The sequence below is a fragment of the Flavobacterium sp. IB48 genome (assembly GCF_016405855.1).
Classification (GTDB): domain Bacteria; phylum Bacteroidota; class Bacteroidia; order Flavobacteriales; family Flavobacteriaceae; genus Flavobacterium; species Flavobacterium ginsengisoli.
Genome location: NZ_JAEFCA010000008.1, coordinates 99,868 through 115,577, shown reverse-complemented (window position 1 = coordinate 115,577; position 15,710 = coordinate 99,868). Strand labels below are relative to the sequence as shown.

16 protein-coding genes are annotated in these 15,710 nt (G+C 33.1%); 13 read left to right on the top strand and 3 right to left on the bottom strand.

From position 1 onward, the window contains the following. Positions 1-260: 260 nt before the first annotated feature. The 5 genes from JC605_RS20395 (at position 261) to JC605_RS20380 (ending at position 2,060) form a co-directional block, all read left to right on the top strand. Positions 261-641 (top strand): DoxX family protein, encoded by a 381-nt coding sequence (locus JC605_RS20395; RefSeq protein ID WP_198857939.1) that lies wholly within the window; start codon positions 261-263, stop codon positions 639-641. A gap of 13 nt (positions 642-654) precedes the next feature. Next, positions 655-864: a hypothetical protein gene (locus tag JC605_RS20390; protein WP_198857938.1), complete on the top strand. Its 210-nt coding sequence runs from the start codon at positions 655-657 to the stop codon at positions 862-864. A gap of 181 nt (positions 865-1,045) precedes the next feature. Further along, positions 1,046-1,264 carry a DinB family protein gene (locus JC605_RS23805; RefSeq protein ID WP_233074183.1) on the top strand — a complete coding sequence of 73 codons (219 nt, stop codon included), beginning with the start codon at positions 1,046-1,048 and terminating at the stop codon, positions 1,262-1,264. Further along, entirely contained in the window at positions 1,251-1,565 is a 315-nt protein-coding gene (locus JC605_RS23800) for a DinB family protein (RefSeq protein WP_233074182.1), read from the top strand. Before JC605_RS23805 ends, JC605_RS23800 begins: the two co-directional genes overlap by 14 nt. 27 nt (positions 1,566-1,592) lie before the next feature. Then, positions 1,593-2,060, top strand: coding sequence for a DUF1440 domain-containing protein (locus JC605_RS20380; protein ID WP_198857937.1), 468 nt, complete (start codon positions 1,593-1,595; stop codon positions 2,058-2,060). Between the two features lie 69 nt (positions 2,061-2,129). Here the strand turns inward: JC605_RS20380 and JC605_RS20375 are convergent, their stop codons facing one another. After that, on the bottom strand, positions 2,130-2,291 hold the full coding sequence (locus JC605_RS20375; protein ID WP_129747735.1) for a DUF1328 family protein: 162 nt from the start codon (positions 2,289-2,291) through the stop codon (positions 2,130-2,132). A 270-nt stretch (positions 2,292-2,561) separates the two neighbouring features. On the opposite strand from JC605_RS20375, the gene JC605_RS20370 reads away from it, so the two are divergent. The 8 genes from JC605_RS20370 to JC605_RS20335 all read left to right on the top strand — a co-directional run bounded on the left by JC605_RS20370 (position 2,562) and on the right by JC605_RS20335 (position 13,208). Further along, positions 2,562-3,620 (top strand): pesticidal protein Cry7Aa, encoded by a 1,059-nt coding sequence (locus JC605_RS20370; RefSeq protein ID WP_198857936.1) that lies wholly within the window; start codon positions 2,562-2,564, stop codon positions 3,618-3,620. Further along, positions 3,601-5,871 (top strand): glycosyltransferase, encoded by a 2,271-nt coding sequence (locus JC605_RS20365; RefSeq protein WP_198857935.1) that lies wholly within the window; start codon positions 3,601-3,603, stop codon positions 5,869-5,871. Before JC605_RS20370 ends, JC605_RS20365 begins: the two co-directional genes overlap by 20 nt. A 266-nt stretch (positions 5,872-6,137) precedes the next feature. Further along, on the top strand, positions 6,138-6,896 hold the full coding sequence (locus JC605_RS20360) for an ABC transporter permease (protein WP_198857934.1): 759 nt from the start codon (positions 6,138-6,140) through the stop codon (positions 6,894-6,896). A 4-nt stretch (positions 6,897-6,900) separates the two neighbouring features. Next, positions 6,901-7,677 carry an ABC transporter ATP-binding protein gene (locus JC605_RS20355; protein WP_370569080.1) on the top strand — a complete coding sequence of 259 codons (777 nt, stop codon included), beginning with the start codon at positions 6,901-6,903 and terminating at the stop codon, positions 7,675-7,677. A gap of 21 nt (positions 7,678-7,698) precedes the next feature. Then, positions 7,699-8,472: an MlaD family protein gene (locus JC605_RS20350; protein WP_198857932.1), complete on the top strand. Its 774-nt coding sequence runs from the start codon at positions 7,699-7,701 to the stop codon at positions 8,470-8,472. 200 nt (positions 8,473-8,672) lie between these two features. After that, a complete protein-coding gene (locus JC605_RS20345) occupies positions 8,673-11,495 on the top strand; it encodes an AsmA family protein (RefSeq protein ID WP_198857931.1) in 2,823 nt (940 codons plus the stop codon). A gap of 1 nt (position 11,496) precedes the next feature. Continuing rightward, a complete protein-coding gene (locus JC605_RS20340) occupies positions 11,497-12,012 on the top strand; it encodes a low affinity iron permease family protein (RefSeq protein ID WP_198857930.1) in 516 nt (171 codons plus the stop codon). Continuing rightward, positions 12,009-13,208, top strand: coding sequence for an FAD-binding oxidoreductase (locus JC605_RS20335; RefSeq protein ID WP_198857929.1), 1,200 nt, complete (start codon positions 12,009-12,011; stop codon positions 13,206-13,208). The genes JC605_RS20340 and JC605_RS20335 overlap by 4 nt, the downstream gene beginning before the upstream one ends. Positions 13,209-13,286: 78 nt before the next feature. On the opposite strand, the gene JC605_RS20330 is transcribed toward JC605_RS20335, so the two are convergent. Beyond that, complete coding sequence (locus JC605_RS20330; RefSeq protein ID WP_198857928.1) at positions 13,287-14,237, bottom strand: bifunctional helix-turn-helix transcriptional regulator/GNAT family N-acetyltransferase; 951 nt, start codon at positions 14,235-14,237, stop codon at positions 13,287-13,289. A 322-nt stretch (positions 14,238-14,559) separates the two neighbouring features. Beyond that, positions 14,560-15,585, bottom strand: coding sequence for an AraC family transcriptional regulator (locus tag JC605_RS20325; RefSeq protein ID WP_198857927.1), 1,026 nt, complete (start codon positions 15,583-15,585; stop codon positions 14,560-14,562). Positions 15,586-15,710 lie beyond the last annotated feature (125 nt).

The following is a 15,710-nucleotide window of genomic DNA, read 5'->3' as shown; positions in this document are numbered from 1 at the left end:
TTTAATTTTTCTCAAAGATTTCGCAGATTACCTTACTCTCATTTATGTCTTCCTGAGCGAAGTCGAAGGACACATGCTGAATCCATTAAGTATTTCTGCACTTAGTGTTAGTAATTCATAATTCATAATTCATAACTCATAACTCATAATTAATTCTGTCCAAAATGCCCCTAAAATAGTCGCAAATGTGTATTTCTTTAAAAGAAAAACATTATTAGATTTGTAATACATTAACTAATAACCTTTTAAACAAATACCCAATGAAAACAACAAAAATTATTTTTTGGACTACTACAATTCTTATTTTTTTATTTGAGGGCGTGATGCCAGCTTTAACTTCTCAATCAGAAATGGCTAAGGAAGGAATCAGACACTTAGGTTATCCTGAATATTTTGGAAATGCTTTAGTTGTGTTTAAAATTCTTGGAGTTTTAGCTTTAATTATTCCGCAAGTGCCAGGACGCATAAAAGAATGGGCTTATGCAGGATTTGCTTTTGACTTTATTTTTGCATCTATAAGTCACTTTGCTGTTGACGGAATAGGTTTTCAAGGTTTCTTTCCTCTAATCGTTTTTGCAATTTTAATAGCATCTTATGTAACATATCATAGAATACACCGTTATAAAAACATAGCGCTCTAAAAACCAAAACTTTATGATTGAAGTTTTTAAAACAAATGTTCAAGAAGAATCTCAATGCTCGATAATCATTGAGAAGCTTCTTGAACATTATCCAAACAGCTCGATCAACTTCGATTTAGAAGATTGCGACAAAATACTGCGCATTCATGCACCTACCTTTTCTAATACAAAAATTATAGACATTGTTAATTCGCACGGTTACTTCTGCGAAGCGCTTCCTTAAAAAATTAACACTTATCAAATACTTGATTTACAATATTTTAATATTTTTTATTGTATATTTGAAAGAGTATCATTTCCCCTAATTTCTATAAATTTAATTTCACAGATAATGCACTGAGGTTTTTAGCAAACCAATCGGTAAACACGAACTGTCGAATTTTCTATTTCTAAAATTAAAAAAAATGAAGAGCGCTATTCAAAATACCATACTTGAAACCTACAGTAAATTGCACGATTTAGTTTCTTCCTTTTCAAAAGAAGAAATCAATATTGTTCCGTTTGAAGGGAGCTGGACTGCTGGGCAAACCACTCAGCACATTATTCTGGCCTGCTCTGGCTTGACCATGCTTTTTGCAGGAAAAACAGAAAAAACAACCAGAGAACCCGATGAAAACGGATGAAAACGTAAAAACTCTTGATAATATATTTTTAGACTTCACTACCAAATACCAATCGCCCGAAAACATAAAGCCTCCTGATATTGAATATGAAAAAGGCACACTGCTGGCTTCCATCAAAAAAATACAAAATGATTTATTTGAAGCAGCAGAAACTTACGATTTAACATTGACTTGTTTAGATTCTAAAGTGCCTGGATTTGACTTTTTCACGATTTATGAATGGCTTCATTTTGCAATTGTGCATACGAAGAGACACACTCATCAGTTAAAATCGATTTATGAGCATATTAAAAAACAATAGATTAGTATTTAACTCAAAATTACTTTTATGAGATCAAAAGTTAGAACCATTATTTCATCTGGTTTAGTTGCAGGCACATTAGATATTACTGCCGCTATTTTGATTTATGCAGGAATACTACATAAAACAACAGCCGAAAAAATTTTACAATCTATTGCAAGTGGCATTTTTAAGAAAGAAGCTTATACAGGAGGATCAGAAATGACTCTCGTTGGGTTGGGACTTCATTTTCTAATTGCTTTTATTTTTGCCTGGTTTTATTTTAAGATTTTCCCATACATCCCTTTTTTCAAAATAAATACCTTATTATCTGGCATTTCTTATGGTTTCTTTATTTGGGTTGTAATGAATCTCTTGGTTCTGCCAATAGTATTTCCGGTTTTACCAGAGAAGAATTTAGATTTCCCGCTTTTGCTTTCTATTCTCATTGTAATTTGCTGTGTCGGAATTCCGATTGCTTTTATAACAAGAAAATATTATGCAAAATGGTATTAAATAAGGTACAAAGTTACAAAGGCTCAGAGTTGCAAAGGTTAAAAACTTTGAGCCTTTGAATCTTAAAAATTAAACTTTTCTTCTGCCTGTAATCAATGAAATAATAAACAGGACTAAAAAGATGAAGAATAAAATTTTTGCGATGCTTGCAGCTCCGGCAGCAATTCCGCCAAAACCAAAAATTCCAGCTATAATAGCAAGAATTATAAATATAACTGTCCAACGTAACATAATATTGATTTTTTAAGTTCTTAATACGACTGTTTTATAAGCCTTTTTTGTCTACTTCAAAGTTCTTTTATTCCTACAAATCCTGTTAACTCTATACACTTAAATATTATCCCAATAAAACCAAACCAAAGCTAGACTACGCGCCACTTTCACGATTATTTACCAGCCTTACAGAATTACCATGTTTATGCTTTTGAGTTAATTTTTTAATGGATTGCATTAATCATCGCTTCTATCTCAAAGTAATTTTAAATAAAATTTATACGCATAATGGAAGAAGCTAAAAAACATGGCGTCATTTTACAAAAAACAGATCGAACTTTTGAGGAATTAGGCGTTTTAAATCCTGCCATATATCAAGACGGAAATAATGTGCACATGTTTTACAGAGCGGCCAAAAAAGGAAACTTCTCTACTATTGGTTACTGTCGTTTAGAAGGACCGACAACTTTGGTAGAAAGACGTTCAAATCCGATTTTTCTTCCAGAATATATTTATGAAATTCATGGTGTCGAAGATCCCAGAATTACTAAAATAGATGATCTGTATTATATGACTTATGTTACTTATGATGGTCTAAATGCCTGTGGCGCTTTGGCTGTTTCTAAGGATTTGGTGAAATTTAAAAAGAAAGGAATTATTACACCGAGATTCATTCTAAACGAATTTACCAATCTTATTAGAAAGCATTTACAAAACCCCAGCATTGCAAGAATATTGGCGTTTAATACAGAGAGGAATTATCCGTTAACGGAAACAATGAAAGAACATTTGTATGTCTGGGATAAAAATGTAGTTCTTTTTCCGAAGAAGATAAATGGAAAATTTGTTGCTCTACACCGCTTATTTCCATCTATTCAAATTCTTACGTTTGAAAAGAAATCAGAATTAACAGAAGATTTTTGGAAAGAGTATTTAAAGAATCTTCCAGATCACATTGTAATGGAACCAAAATATGATCATGAAACTAGTCATATTGGTCCAGGAGCTCCTCCGATCGAAACGGCAGACGGATGGCTTTTAATTTATCATGCTGCCGAAAAAAGAGTAAAAGGTTTGGTTTATCATGCAGCTGCTGTTTTGCTGGATTTAGAAGATCCAAAAAAAGTAATTGGAAGATTGCCAAAACCCATTATTACTCCATCCGAATATTATGAAAGACATGGTTATGTCAATTACGTAGTTTTCCCCACAGGAACTGCCATTTTTGACGGCCAACTATATATTTATTATGGCGCTGCCGATGATGAGATTGCGGTGGCATCTTTGAACCTAAGCGAGTTATTAACCGAGCTAAAAAAGAATCCTCATGAAGACAATATCAAATAAATCAAAAATCGTTTTTTTATCAACTTTTCCGCCAACGCAATGCGGCATAGCAACTTATACACAAGATACCATCAAAGGAATTACAGATGTTTACGGTAAATCTATAAAATGCGAAATATGCGAACTGGTTACTGAGCCTATTGAAGAACCAACGCAAGCATTTACTTTAAACACAAAAAATAGAGCAGAATATACTACAGTAGCAGAAGAAATCAATAACGATGAAACTGTGAAATTAGTTCATATTCAGCATGAATTTGGTTTGTTTTCAGGAAATTATGGAGATCATCTTTTAGATTTTTTAAATGTTATTAAAGCCCCTGTCACTTTTACTTTTCATAGCGTAATTCCAAATCCGAATGACGAATTGAGAACGTTTGTAAGACTGCTGTTAAGCTACAGCAACTCGGTTTTTGTAATGACTAATAAATCCAAAGAAATTCTAATCAACGACTACGACATCAATGAAGAAATAATTACTTGCGTACCTCACGGAACCCACATTGTAATATATGAAACTCCAAAACAGGCAAAAGAAAAATTAAACATTGAAGATCGATTAGTGCTTTCTACTTTCGGACTTTTGGGCGAAGGTAAAAATATAGAAACAGGCTTACAGGCTTTACCAAAAATTATCGAAAAGGCGCCAAATGCTTTATATCTAATCATTGGCAAAACGCATCCAAACTTAATCAAAGATGGTGTTGATGCTTATCGTGACAAATTAGAAGGTATCGTCAAAGAATTAAACCTTCACAACAATGTTCGATTTATCAATCAATATTTAGATACCGATGAACTTTTAGAATATCTGAAAGCGACAGATATTTATATGTTTACCTCAAAAGATCCCAATCAGGCAGTGAGTGGCACTTTTGCTTATGCTATGAGTTGTGCTTGTCCAATTGTGGCTTCTAAAATTCCGCATACAAGAGAAGTATTAACTTCAGATTCTGGAATTTTGTGTGATATTGGAAATTCCGATCAATTTGCGGAAGCAGCCATTAAATTAATCGAAGATGAAAATTTAAGACATGAAATGGGTATTAGTTCATTTACAAAAATGAGAGCTTCTTCATGGGAAAATGTTGGAATTACTCAAATGAATACTTATCAAAAACTGATTAAAAATCCATCCGAAATTAAATACAGCTATCCTCCTATCCAGTTAAAACATATCAAAAAACTAACTACCGAATTAGGAATTATTCAGTTCAGTAAAATTTCTATTCCAGATTTAGATTCAGGATATACTTTAGATGATAATGCAAGAGCTTTAATTGCGTTTTGCATGCATTATAAACTAACTCAGGACAAAGATGATCTAGCATATATTTTAATCTATTTAGATTTTATTCAACGTTGCCAAAAACCAAAAGGAGATTTTATCAATTATGTCGATCAGGAAAACCGCGAGCATATTGAGCAAAATGCCGAAGTAAATTTAGAAGATTCAAATGCCAGAGCTATTTGGGCTTTAGGAACTGTCGTTTCAATGTCAGACATTCTGCCTGAAGCAATTACCAAAAAAGCTACAAGATGTTTATTGAATTCTTTAAAATGGGCAGAAAATATTCAGTCGCCTCGTTCAATTGGTTTTGCTACAAAAGGTTTGTATTTATACCATTCAACCATTCCTAATTTATACGTAGCAGCAATCATCAATAAATTGAATGCTAAACTTCTAGCAAATTATGAAGATACAGCAACAGAAGACTGGCAATGGTTTGAAAATTATCTGACTTACGGAAACAGCATTTTGCCAGAATCTATGCTTTATGCTTATTTAATTACCAATAAACCGGTTTACAAAAAAGTAGCATTAGATTCATTAGATTTCCTAATTTCTAAAACGTTCAAAGAAGGAACTTTCAAAGCCATTTCGAACCAAAGCTGGCATCATAAAGGTTCTGAGCCACATGAATATGGAGAACAGCCAATTGATGTTACATACACCATTCAGAGTTTAAATGCTTTTTATAATGCCTTTAAAACTCCAGAATATAAAAAGAAAATGAAAGCTGCATTTAATTGGTTCTTAGGTAAAAATCATTTGAACCAAATTATGTATAATCCTGTAAGCGGCGGCGGTTACGACGGACTTGAGAAACACAATGTAAACTTAAATCAAGGTGCAGAATCTACTGTTTGTTATCTGACTGCAAGATTATTAATGGAAAAACTAGCCATGTCACAATCACGCGTTATTCCGTTACTAAAATCTCGAAGCGGTATTGCCATAAATTTATAAGAAAAGATACTGAAGCTAACCAAACACTTCACTTTTTTAAACCCTGAAAATCCCTTTCTTAATGAAAGGGATTTTTTGTTTGCGGTCACTAACGTCAAACTGTTTTAATTATTGTGAGTTTATGAAAATTATATAAGGCTGCTAAAAAGTTGTGTAATATATTTTAACAAGTATTGAGCTAACTTTCCTATATCATTTAATGATTTGAAAAAAATGTTAAATAATTGATTTTCAATTCACATCATTCACCTTAAAAACAGAACATTTTGATCCTTGCTATTAAAAATACATTCGCCGAAATTGGAGAAACCACAATATTCGCCAAAAGGTTTTTTAAGGAGGTTTTTATTCCGCCTTATGAAACTCGAGAGTTCCTAAAACAATGTTATGTTATAGGATACAAATCTCTGCCATTGGTTGCTATCACCGGTTTTATTATGGGCTTGGTGCTTACGCTTCAATCTCGTCCGACTTTGGTAAAATTTGGAGCAGAATCTTGGCTTCCGGGAATGGTGGCGCTTTCGCTGATTAGAGAAATTGCTCCTGTAATTACAGCATTGATTTGTGCAGGAAAAATTTCGTCAGGAATTGGTGCCGAATTAGGATCTATGAAAGTAACTGAACAAATTGATGCTATGGAAGTTTCAGCTGTAAATCCATATAACTATTTAGTGGTAACTAGAGTTTTAGCCTGTACTCTGATGGTTCCTATCCTAGTATTTTTTGCTGATGCGATTGGAATCATTGGCGGATATGTTGGAATAAACATTCACGGAGATGTCAATTTTTACCGTTTTCTAACTCAAATCATTCAATCCTTAGAATTTCTAGATCTGTTTCCAGCAACATTAAAGACTTTCTTCTTTGGATTTATTATTGGAATTATTGGCTGTTTTAAAGGTTTTAACGCTTCGAACGGAACAGAAAGTGTAGGACGAGCAGCAAATTCTGCAGTAGTTACAGCATCATTAAGCATTTTTATAATTGATATGGTTGCTGTTCAAATAACCGATTTATTCTTTTAAAATGATGAAGGAAAAATTACATAAAGAACCTAAAACGAAAGAAAAAGATCTGACTCCGATTATTGAGATTAAAGATCTGCACAAAACTTTTGGAAAAGATAATGCCGTTTTAAAAGGCGTAAATCTCACTTTGAATAAAGGTGAAGATTTGGTGGTTTTAGGACGTTCAGGCTCTGGAAAATCGGTCACGATAAAATGTATCGTGGGATTGATAGAACCAGACAAAGGAGAAATTAAAGTTTTTAATGAAAACGTTCTTAATATTTCAAAAAGCGAGCTGAATGAGATTAGAGTCCGAATCGGATTTTTGTTCCAAAGTGGAGCACTCTACGATTCGATGTCCGTTAGAGAAAATCTCGCTTTTACATTGACTAAACACAAACGCGATCTAAGCAGTGATGAAGTTGAAAACGAAGTAATGGAAGCTTTAGAAAATGTAGGTCTTGCCGAAGCAGTTGACAAAATGCCTTCTGAGCTTTCGGGCGGTATGAAAAAGAGAATTGGTCTCGCAAGAACTTTAATCTTAAAACCAGAAATCATTTTATACGACGAACCCACAACTGGTTTGGACACGATAACGTCAAGAGAAATTAGTGAATTGATTTTAGATATCAAACACAAACAAAAAACCTCTTCGATCATTATCACTCACGATATGGCCTGCGCAAAAATGACTGCCGATCGAATTGTAGTTTTAAAAGACGGAGTTATTCATGCCGAAGGAACATACGAAGAATTAGAAAAAGACGAAGACGAATGGGTACGCTCATTTTTTGAATAAGCAAAATAAATAATAGAAATCATGAAAAAGGAATCTGGATATACTTGGAAGCTAGGAATGTTTGTAACAATAGGTTTACTGCTTTTTATAATGGCTGTATATTTCATAGGAAAACAGCAGAATCTTTTTGGCTCAACTTTTCACATTAGCTCTCAATTTAAAACGGTGAGCGGTTTAGAAGTCGGAAACAACGTTCGTTTTTCTGGAATTAATGTCGGCACAGTAGAGCAAATTCAGTTAAAAAATGACTCTATTGTTAGGGTAGTTTTGGTAATGAAAGAAGAGGTTCGAAAATTCATTAAAACAGATGCCACAGCCAGTATCGGTTCTGATGGTTTAATGGGCGACAAAGTTCTAACTATTTCTCCTGGCAACAAATCTCAAAAAATGATTGAAGACAACGGGCAGATTGCTTCTATTGACGGAATTGAAATGCAGGACATCATGAAAAGCGTGAAGAAAAGCGTAGACAATATTGGCGTGATTTCAGACGAAATAGCCATTTTCAGCCACAGCATGAACAACGGAAACGGAGCTTTGGCAAGACTGGTTAAAGATGATAAAATGGCAAACAGCGTTTCCAACACACTTTCTAATCTAGAAACAGGAACAAAAGGTTTCAGCGAAAATATGGAAGCTGCAAAAAGCAATTTCCTATTTAGAGGCTACTTCAAGAAAAAAGAAAAGGAGAAAAAGGAAAAGCAAGAAGAAAGAAAAGAGAAACAAGAAGAAGCTAAAAAAGAAAAGGAAGAGAAGAAAGAAGCAAAAAAAGAGAAGCAAGACGAGCAAAAGTAAGAGGAACAGCAAAAACAAGAAGAAGCTAAAAAAGCTGAAACTGAGAAAAAGTAAATATGTGTTAAATCTCAAATTCCAAATTCCAATTCTCTTTTGATGTCTTCCTGAGTGAAGTCAAAAAATAAGCATTAGAAAAAATCCAAATCCAGCATATCACAATTCACAACTCACAATTCACAATTCACAATTAAAAAAAGTATATGCCTAGTTCATTCAAACATACCGCCTTAAAAGTTTTAAAAATTACTGGAATTACGATTGCGGTAATTTTGTTTTTGCTGTTTATTATTCCGTTGCTATTTCCTGGAAAAATTGCTTCGGAAGTGAAGAAAATTGCCAATGAACGTCTGGATACCAAATTGGAATTTACTAAATCTAAACTTTCGTTTTTTACACATTTTCCTTCATTGACCGTTTCGTTAGACGATTTGTCTTTAACGGGATCTAAGCCATTCAGCAATGATACTTTATTAAAAGCAGATCAAGTTGCTTTTGGAATTGATATTAAAAGACTGCTTTTTGATAATGAAGTTAAAATCAATAAACTTTATGTTTCTGATGCTTTAATCAATGTAATGGTTAACGAAAAAGGTCAGGCTAATTATAATATTTATGTTGCTCCAGAAGACAGAAAAAATGAGAAAGAAGATCCAAATGCTCCAGAAGAAGGAACAGCAATTCGACTAGAACGTATTGATTTACAAAATTGTCATGTAAAATATAATGATCGTTCTGCAAAAATTCTAGTTGATGCAAAAGGCTTTAATTATATCGGAAAAGGAAATCTAAGCGAAGACATATTTGATCTTGCAACTGATGCCAAAATCGATAATCTTGATTTCTATTATGACCGAACAGGTTATTTAAGACGAAAAAAAGTGAGTGCAGATTTAATTACTCGAATCAATACGCATGCGCTTACTTTTATTCTGCAGAAAAACGAACTTCACATTAATAAATTGCCATTAAAATTTACGGGAATATTTAGCATTTTAAGAGATGGCTATAAAATCAATATCAAGGCAGCTTCAGAAAATACCACTGTAAAAGATTTACTTTCTGTAATGCCTCCTGAATATTTGACTTGGTTAGAAAAAACAGAAATTTCTGGAAGAAGCGATTTATTGCTTACTTTCAAAGGAGATTATAATGTTTCAAAAAAACAAAAACCAAACTTAGCTTTCAATTTAAAAATTAATGAAGGTTCGGTAAATTATAAAAATGCGCCAGTTCCTTTAACCGATTTTCAAATGGATTTGAATGCGATGCTTCCGTCTTTGGACACCGAACAATTGCTCGTTAATTTGAGAACCTTGAAATTTAAAGTAGGCGAAAAAGATTATTTTAATGCTTATCTGCACAGTAAAGGTTTAAGCGAAATGTCGATTAATGCAAGTATAAAAGGTGCATTGGATCTTGCTGTTGTTGACGCTGCATTAGGATTGGAAAATATTGATTTAAAAGGAATTGTAAAAACCGATATTCAGGCACGAGGAGTTTTTAGCACTTCTAAAAAATTATTTCCAAAAACGATCGGCGGTATTTCTTTAAGAAACGGATGGCTGAAAACGAAATATTATCCAAATCCTATTACCAATATCACTTTTATAGCCAATATGCTGAATAAAGCGGGAACCTATCAGGATTTGATTGTTGCCGTAGCGCCTGCTTCTTTTGTTTTTGAAGGAAACCCTGTCTATGTAAATGCTACATTGTCTGATTTTAGCGATCTGGCTTATAATTCCAAAATTAAAGGCGAACTGAATGTCGGCAGAATCTATCAGGTATTCTCTCAAAAAGGTCTTGATTTGACTGGTTACGCCAAAGCTGATCTTTCATTAAAAGGAAAACAAAGTTATGCCACAACTGGCCAATATGATAAACTCGATAACAAAGGGACTTTATTGCTAAAAAATATAAAAGCAACATCTGAATTGTTTCCTAAAGCTTTCTTTATCAAAGAAGGACATTTCCGTTTTCAGAATGAGAAAATGTGGTTTGAGAAATTTAATGCTTTGTACGGAAAATCAGATTTTGATATTAATGGTTATCTCTTAAATACGATCAATTACTTTTTAGAATCGAAAGGGACTTTGAGCGGAAACTTCAACCTAAAATCAAAACTAATTAATGTTGATGAATTTATGGCGCTTGAAGACGGCGAAAACAAGGATCGAAACCTAGAAGTAGAATATGCCAAAGAAGATCACCCAAAAATGAGCGGTGTTGTAATTATTCCAAAAAACCTTAATGTCAATTTAGATGCCAGTGCAGACAAAATAGAGTATAACAAATTGGTTTTTAACAAATTAAACGGAAAAATAGGAATAAAAAAAGAAGGATTTTACTTAGAAAACATTACCTTTAATATCATTGATTGTGTTTTAGGAATTAATGCATTATACAAAGACGAATCTCCAACTTCGGCACATTTTGATGCTCGTTTTACAGCAAAAGATTTTGATGTTCAAAGAGCATACAAAGAAATTCCGATGTTTCATGACATGGTTACTGCTGCTGAAAAAGCGCACGGAATAGTTTCTGTGGACTACAGTGTAAAAGGAGATTTGAACGGAAATATGGGACCAATTTATGAATCGATGCAAGGCGGAGGAACAATAAATTTGCGTGATGTAAAAATTAAAGGTCTCAAACTTTTTGACGGAATTAGCTCTAAAACAGGACAAAGCGGTTTGGACAATCCCGATATGAAAGGAATTGAAATTAAATCGACTATCGACAAAAACCTTATAAAAATTGAGCCATTTACTTTTAATGTAGCCAGCTTTAGGCCCACCATTAAAGGAACTACAAGCTTTGACGGACTTTTGGATCTTAGAATGCGCTTAGGACTTCCGCTTTTCGGAATCATAGGTTTTCCAATTGTAATTACTGGAACGCATGAAGCTCCCAAAATTAAAATATTCAGTAAAACTGGGCAGGAAATTAATCCTGCCGTTTATGATGAAAAAAACAATAAAGTAATTCGAAAAGAAAAAGTCAGCAAACCCAAAACAAAATAAAATGAATTCTATATCTCAACATAAAAGCAGCGCTTTCGAAAAGTTTGCTTCTAAAGTTTCAAAAGCTGCCGGAAGCACACCAGCCTTTATTGGAGCTCTTTTTCTTGTTATCGCGTGGGCTGCTTCGGGACCAATTTTCAATTATTCCGAAACTTGGCAATTGGTTATTAATACAGGTACAACCATCATTACTTTTTTGATGGTTTTCTTAATTCAAAAAGCGCAAAATAAAGATTCGCTTGCTATTCAATTAAAACTAAACGAATTAGTGGCATCCAACGATTTATCGAGCAATAGTCTTGTTGATATAGAAAACATGACTGAAGAAGAAATGATCATTATTCAGAAATATTACCATCACCTTAGCAAATTGGCAAAAAAAGACATCACTATAAGAACATCTCACTCTATTGCGGAAGCAGAAGAAGTTCATAGCCGTAAAAAAGAAAAAAATAATAAACCAAATAATACTAAAAAACCTGCCAAAAGCACCACTAAAAAAATAACCAAAAAATGAAACTGAGCTCTACTGAAACCTATTGGCCTTTAAAAAATGCCATAAAACAAAGTTACCCTTCAATAGATTCTGATATCCATACCGACATTTTAATCATCGGTGGTGGCATAACAGGAGCTTTAACAGCATATAAATTATTAAATGAAGGAAAAAAAATTGTTCTTGTAGACCGTCGCGATGTCTGCGGTGGAAGCACTTCAGGCAGTACGGCCTTATTACAGTACGAAATTGATGTTCCGTTGCATCAACTAATAAAACTTCGTGGTGCTAGATGTGCTATAGATAGTTATCAAAACGGAAAAAAAGCCATTTTTGATCTTCGAAACATAATTGATACTGTTGGTTGCGATTGTGGTTTCGAGTTTAAAAAAAGTGTTTATTTCACTACTTTAAAAAAAGATGTTCCCTATTTAAAAAATGAATTCAAAGCCAGAAAACAGCATGGTTTTGAAATAAGCTGGTTGAGCAGATCTGAATTGCAAAAAATGGGATTGAATGCAATTGCTGGGGTAGAATCTAAAACAGCCGCTGTTATGGATCCTTTTAAACTGGCAACCGATCTTTTATTTCATTGCCATGAAAAGGGAATGCAAATTTTTGACCGAACTAACATTGCTTCCATTCAGCATCAAAAAGGCAGAATTCTTGCCACTACAGATTCCAAACATACTATTACTGCCGATCACATCATACATTGCACCGGTTATGAAAGCACAGAAACTTTAAAAGAAAAAGTAGTCGATTTAAAAAGTACTTATGTTATCACTTCTGAAAGTCAGTCTGATCTTCCAGAGCATTTTAAAAACACTATTTTTTGGGATACCGCTTCTCCATATCATTACATTCGAACTACAGAAGATAATCGTATCATAATGGGCGGCGGCGATGAGGATTTTAAGGATACAACAAAACGAGATAAATTGCTTCCTAAAAAAGAAGCGTATCTTTTAAAGCAATTTTTTAAAAGGTTTCCAGATTTAGATTTTAAAATTGACTATTCTTGGGCAGGCACTTTTGGAGAAACCAAAGATGGTCTTCCTTACTTTGGAAAACCTAATCCGAGAAAAAATGAACATTATATTCTAGGCTTCGGAGGAAACGGAATTACTTTCAGTGTAATCGGAATGAATTCAATCCTGGATTCTCTCAATAACAAAAAAAATACAGATTTAGATTATTATCGATTTGGAAGATAGAAAAGATTCTAAGATACTGAGATACTAAGGTTCTAAGTTTTTTTTCTTAGAGTCTTAGTATCTCAGAACCTTAGCAACTTAAAGCACTAACTCCATCTGGATATTACATCTTTTGTACGGAGTTTCAAGACCGAAAACTTTTTCGAAGCCTAATTTATAATATAGGTTTATTGCAGGTTTTAAGATTGTATTACTCTCTAAATATATTTTTTTTGCTCCTAGTTCTTTTGCTTTTTCGGCAATTGCTTTTCCTAAAAGCCAACCAATACTTTTTCCTTGTGCTTTTGGAGAAACGGCCATTTTTGCCATTTCAAAATCATATTCGGAATTGTTCATTTTAATCAAAGCACAAACTCCTACAGGTTCATTTTCATATAAAGCCACAAGAATTTTTCCTCCTTTTTTCAAGATATAATCTTCAGGATTATCCAACGCTTTATAATCGGCTTCTTCCATTTCAAAATATTTCGAGATCCACTCTACATTCAATTCTCTAAAAGCTTGCTGATATTCTGGTTTATATTCTACAATTTTTACATCTTTGCTTTCTCTTTTTTTCTTTTGTTCGCTAACTCTTTTTATTAAAGATTTTTGCTCTAGTAAAAACTCCCATTCTTCCAATGCTGCCCACAAATTATGCTTGCTTTCAGTAATTATCCCTTCAATTGCAACATCAATATCTTCTAGCTGCTGCTTGATTTTCTTCGAAATTAAAATTCCTTTTTCAGTAAGTGCTACATTATTCTTACGCTTATCATCTGTTTTTGCGCTTTCTTGAATTAATCCTGCACCAATCATTTCCTGAATGATTTTGCTGACAGAAGGCTGAGAATGACCAATTTCATTGGCAATTTCAGTAATGGTTATTTCACGTTCTTCTGCCAATGTATAAAATACAGGAAACCACTTCGGCACAAAATCAACTCCATACAATTCATATATTTTCGCAGCATCATCGGTAACAATAGCAGTCATTAAACGCAAACGGCTACCTAATGCCGCTTTTCCAACTTTATCAAAAAATTCCATAACAAATAATTAATTATATAACTAGTTATGCAAATGTATAAATTTTTTAGATAATAAGAAACTAAGGTTCTAAGATTCTAAGTTTTTTTTGAAAACTATAGAATCTTAGAACCTTATTGTATATATAATGTGCTTTAGAGCTAGCGACAGTACTTTTTTTTTGAGATACTAAGTTGGTAAGATTCTGAGCTTTTCCAAAAACCTTAGAATCTTAGCGACTTAAAATATAATTATGCTTTTGAGCTAGCGACAGTTTTTTTATGCTAAACCATAAGTTCTCTCAAAAAAACTTAGAACCTCAGAATCTCAGCAACTCCGACCGCTAGGCCGTAATAGCCAAAGAATTCAAATTAAACTTATACTCTTTTGGGCTGCAGTTGAATTTTTGTTTAAATATTTTAGAGAAATAACTTCTGCTGGTGAAACCAATGCAATACACTATTTCTGAAATATTTAGATCGGATGTTCTGATTAGGATTTCGGCTTTAAGAACACGCATGTGTGTAATATAATCGTTGACAGTACGATTGTGAATCATTTTAAAGCCTTCTTGAAGTTTGTTTGGCGATAATCCAGATTTTTTACTCAAAGATTTGATTGAAAAGGCTTCTTCCGGGCTTGTTTTTATGAATTCTGAAAGTTCTTTTATTTCTTCCATTTCTCTCAAAGTCAATCCGTTTGACTCATTTGCAAAAGCATATAAATCATCAGAATGTTGTTGTATTTCCATTGCAAGAATAATTCTCATTATTCCTTCTTTCAACAAATTTCTAACAATTCCTTTTTGTGTAATAGAATTAAGCTGTTCTATTTTTTCTGCAATCTGCAAATTATATGATCCTATATAAAAGAAATCTGTTACTTGATTATTCTCAAAAAAAGTATCTTTTACTTGCTGACTTAAAGAATGGGCTTGATTGGTATCATCAATCTCAGTTCCGACAATAATTAAGGTGAGTTTTGTTTTTTTTCCTTTCTCAAAAAATAAAACATTATCTTGATTTTCTTTTGATGTTACTATTGCAGTCTGAAAGGTTTTCAATTTTCGCTCTTCTCCACTTAACCCAAAACTATGCGAAAGATTACCTTTAGAACAATAAGCAAAATAAATAGGTGACGATTTTACATTTAGAAAATCTAGTCTGACATCTCCAGAAAATGTCATATCAAACTGAACGTATGAGATATTATCATTAAAGGAAGCTCCAATAATAGAACCTTCTGCAAAGTCGTTTTCTACTTTAAGTGCATATTCGTCTAAATCAAAAGTCACCTTTCCGCCAAAACTAGTCTGAAGTTCATCAAATATATTTTGAGTTTTTTCTGTATTTATAGTAACAATTTTCATGGTTCGCCGGATTTTAAAATTCTATAATTCCTTAAACAGATTATTTGCTAAAAATCTGAGAATCAAAGTTCGCTTAAAGACAGGCCAAAAATGTTATATAATTTTTCAGTTTTGTTTTATAATTC

Coding starts and splice junctions, on each gene's coding strand:
- JC605_RS20395 (WP_198857939.1), top strand. CDS start 261: ATGAAAACAACAAAAATTATTTTTTGGACTACTACAATTCTTATTTTT.
- JC605_RS20390 (WP_198857938.1), top strand. CDS start 655: ATGATTGAAGTTTTTAAAACAAATGTTCAAGAAGAATCTCAATGCTCG.
- JC605_RS23805 (WP_233074183.1), top strand. CDS start 1,046: ATGAAGAGCGCTATTCAAAATACCATACTTGAAACCTACAGTAAATTG.
- JC605_RS23800 (WP_233074182.1), top strand. CDS start 1,251: ATGAAAACGGATGAAAACGTAAAAACTCTTGATAATATATTTTTAGAC.
- JC605_RS20380 (WP_198857937.1), top strand. CDS start 1,593: ATGAGATCAAAAGTTAGAACCATTATTTCATCTGGTTTAGTTGCAGGC.
- JC605_RS20375 (WP_129747735.1), bottom strand. CDS start 2,291: ATGTTACGTTGGACAGTTATATTTATAATTCTTGCTATTATAGCTGGA.
- JC605_RS20370 (WP_198857936.1), top strand. CDS start 2,562: ATGGAAGAAGCTAAAAAACATGGCGTCATTTTACAAAAAACAGATCGA.
- JC605_RS20365 (WP_198857935.1), top strand. CDS start 3,601: ATGAAGACAATATCAAATAAATCAAAAATCGTTTTTTTATCAACTTTT.
- JC605_RS20355 (WP_370569080.1), top strand. CDS start 6,901: ATGAAGGAAAAATTACATAAAGAACCTAAAACGAAAGAAAAAGATCTG.
- JC605_RS20350 (WP_198857932.1), top strand. CDS start 7,699: ATGAAAAAGGAATCTGGATATACTTGGAAGCTAGGAATGTTTGTAACA.
- JC605_RS20345 (WP_198857931.1), top strand. CDS start 8,673: ATGCCTAGTTCATTCAAACATACCGCCTTAAAAGTTTTAAAAATTACT.
- JC605_RS20340 (WP_198857930.1), top strand. CDS start 11,497: ATGAATTCTATATCTCAACATAAAAGCAGCGCTTTCGAAAAGTTTGCT.
- JC605_RS20335 (WP_198857929.1), top strand. CDS start 12,009: ATGAAACTGAGCTCTACTGAAACCTATTGGCCTTTAAAAAATGCCATA.
- JC605_RS20330 (WP_198857928.1), bottom strand. CDS start 14,237: ATGGAATTTTTTGATAAAGTTGGAAAAGCGGCATTAGGTAGCCGTTTG.
- JC605_RS20325 (WP_198857927.1), bottom strand. CDS start 15,585: ATGAAAATTGTTACTATAAATACAGAAAAAACTCAAAATATATTTGAT.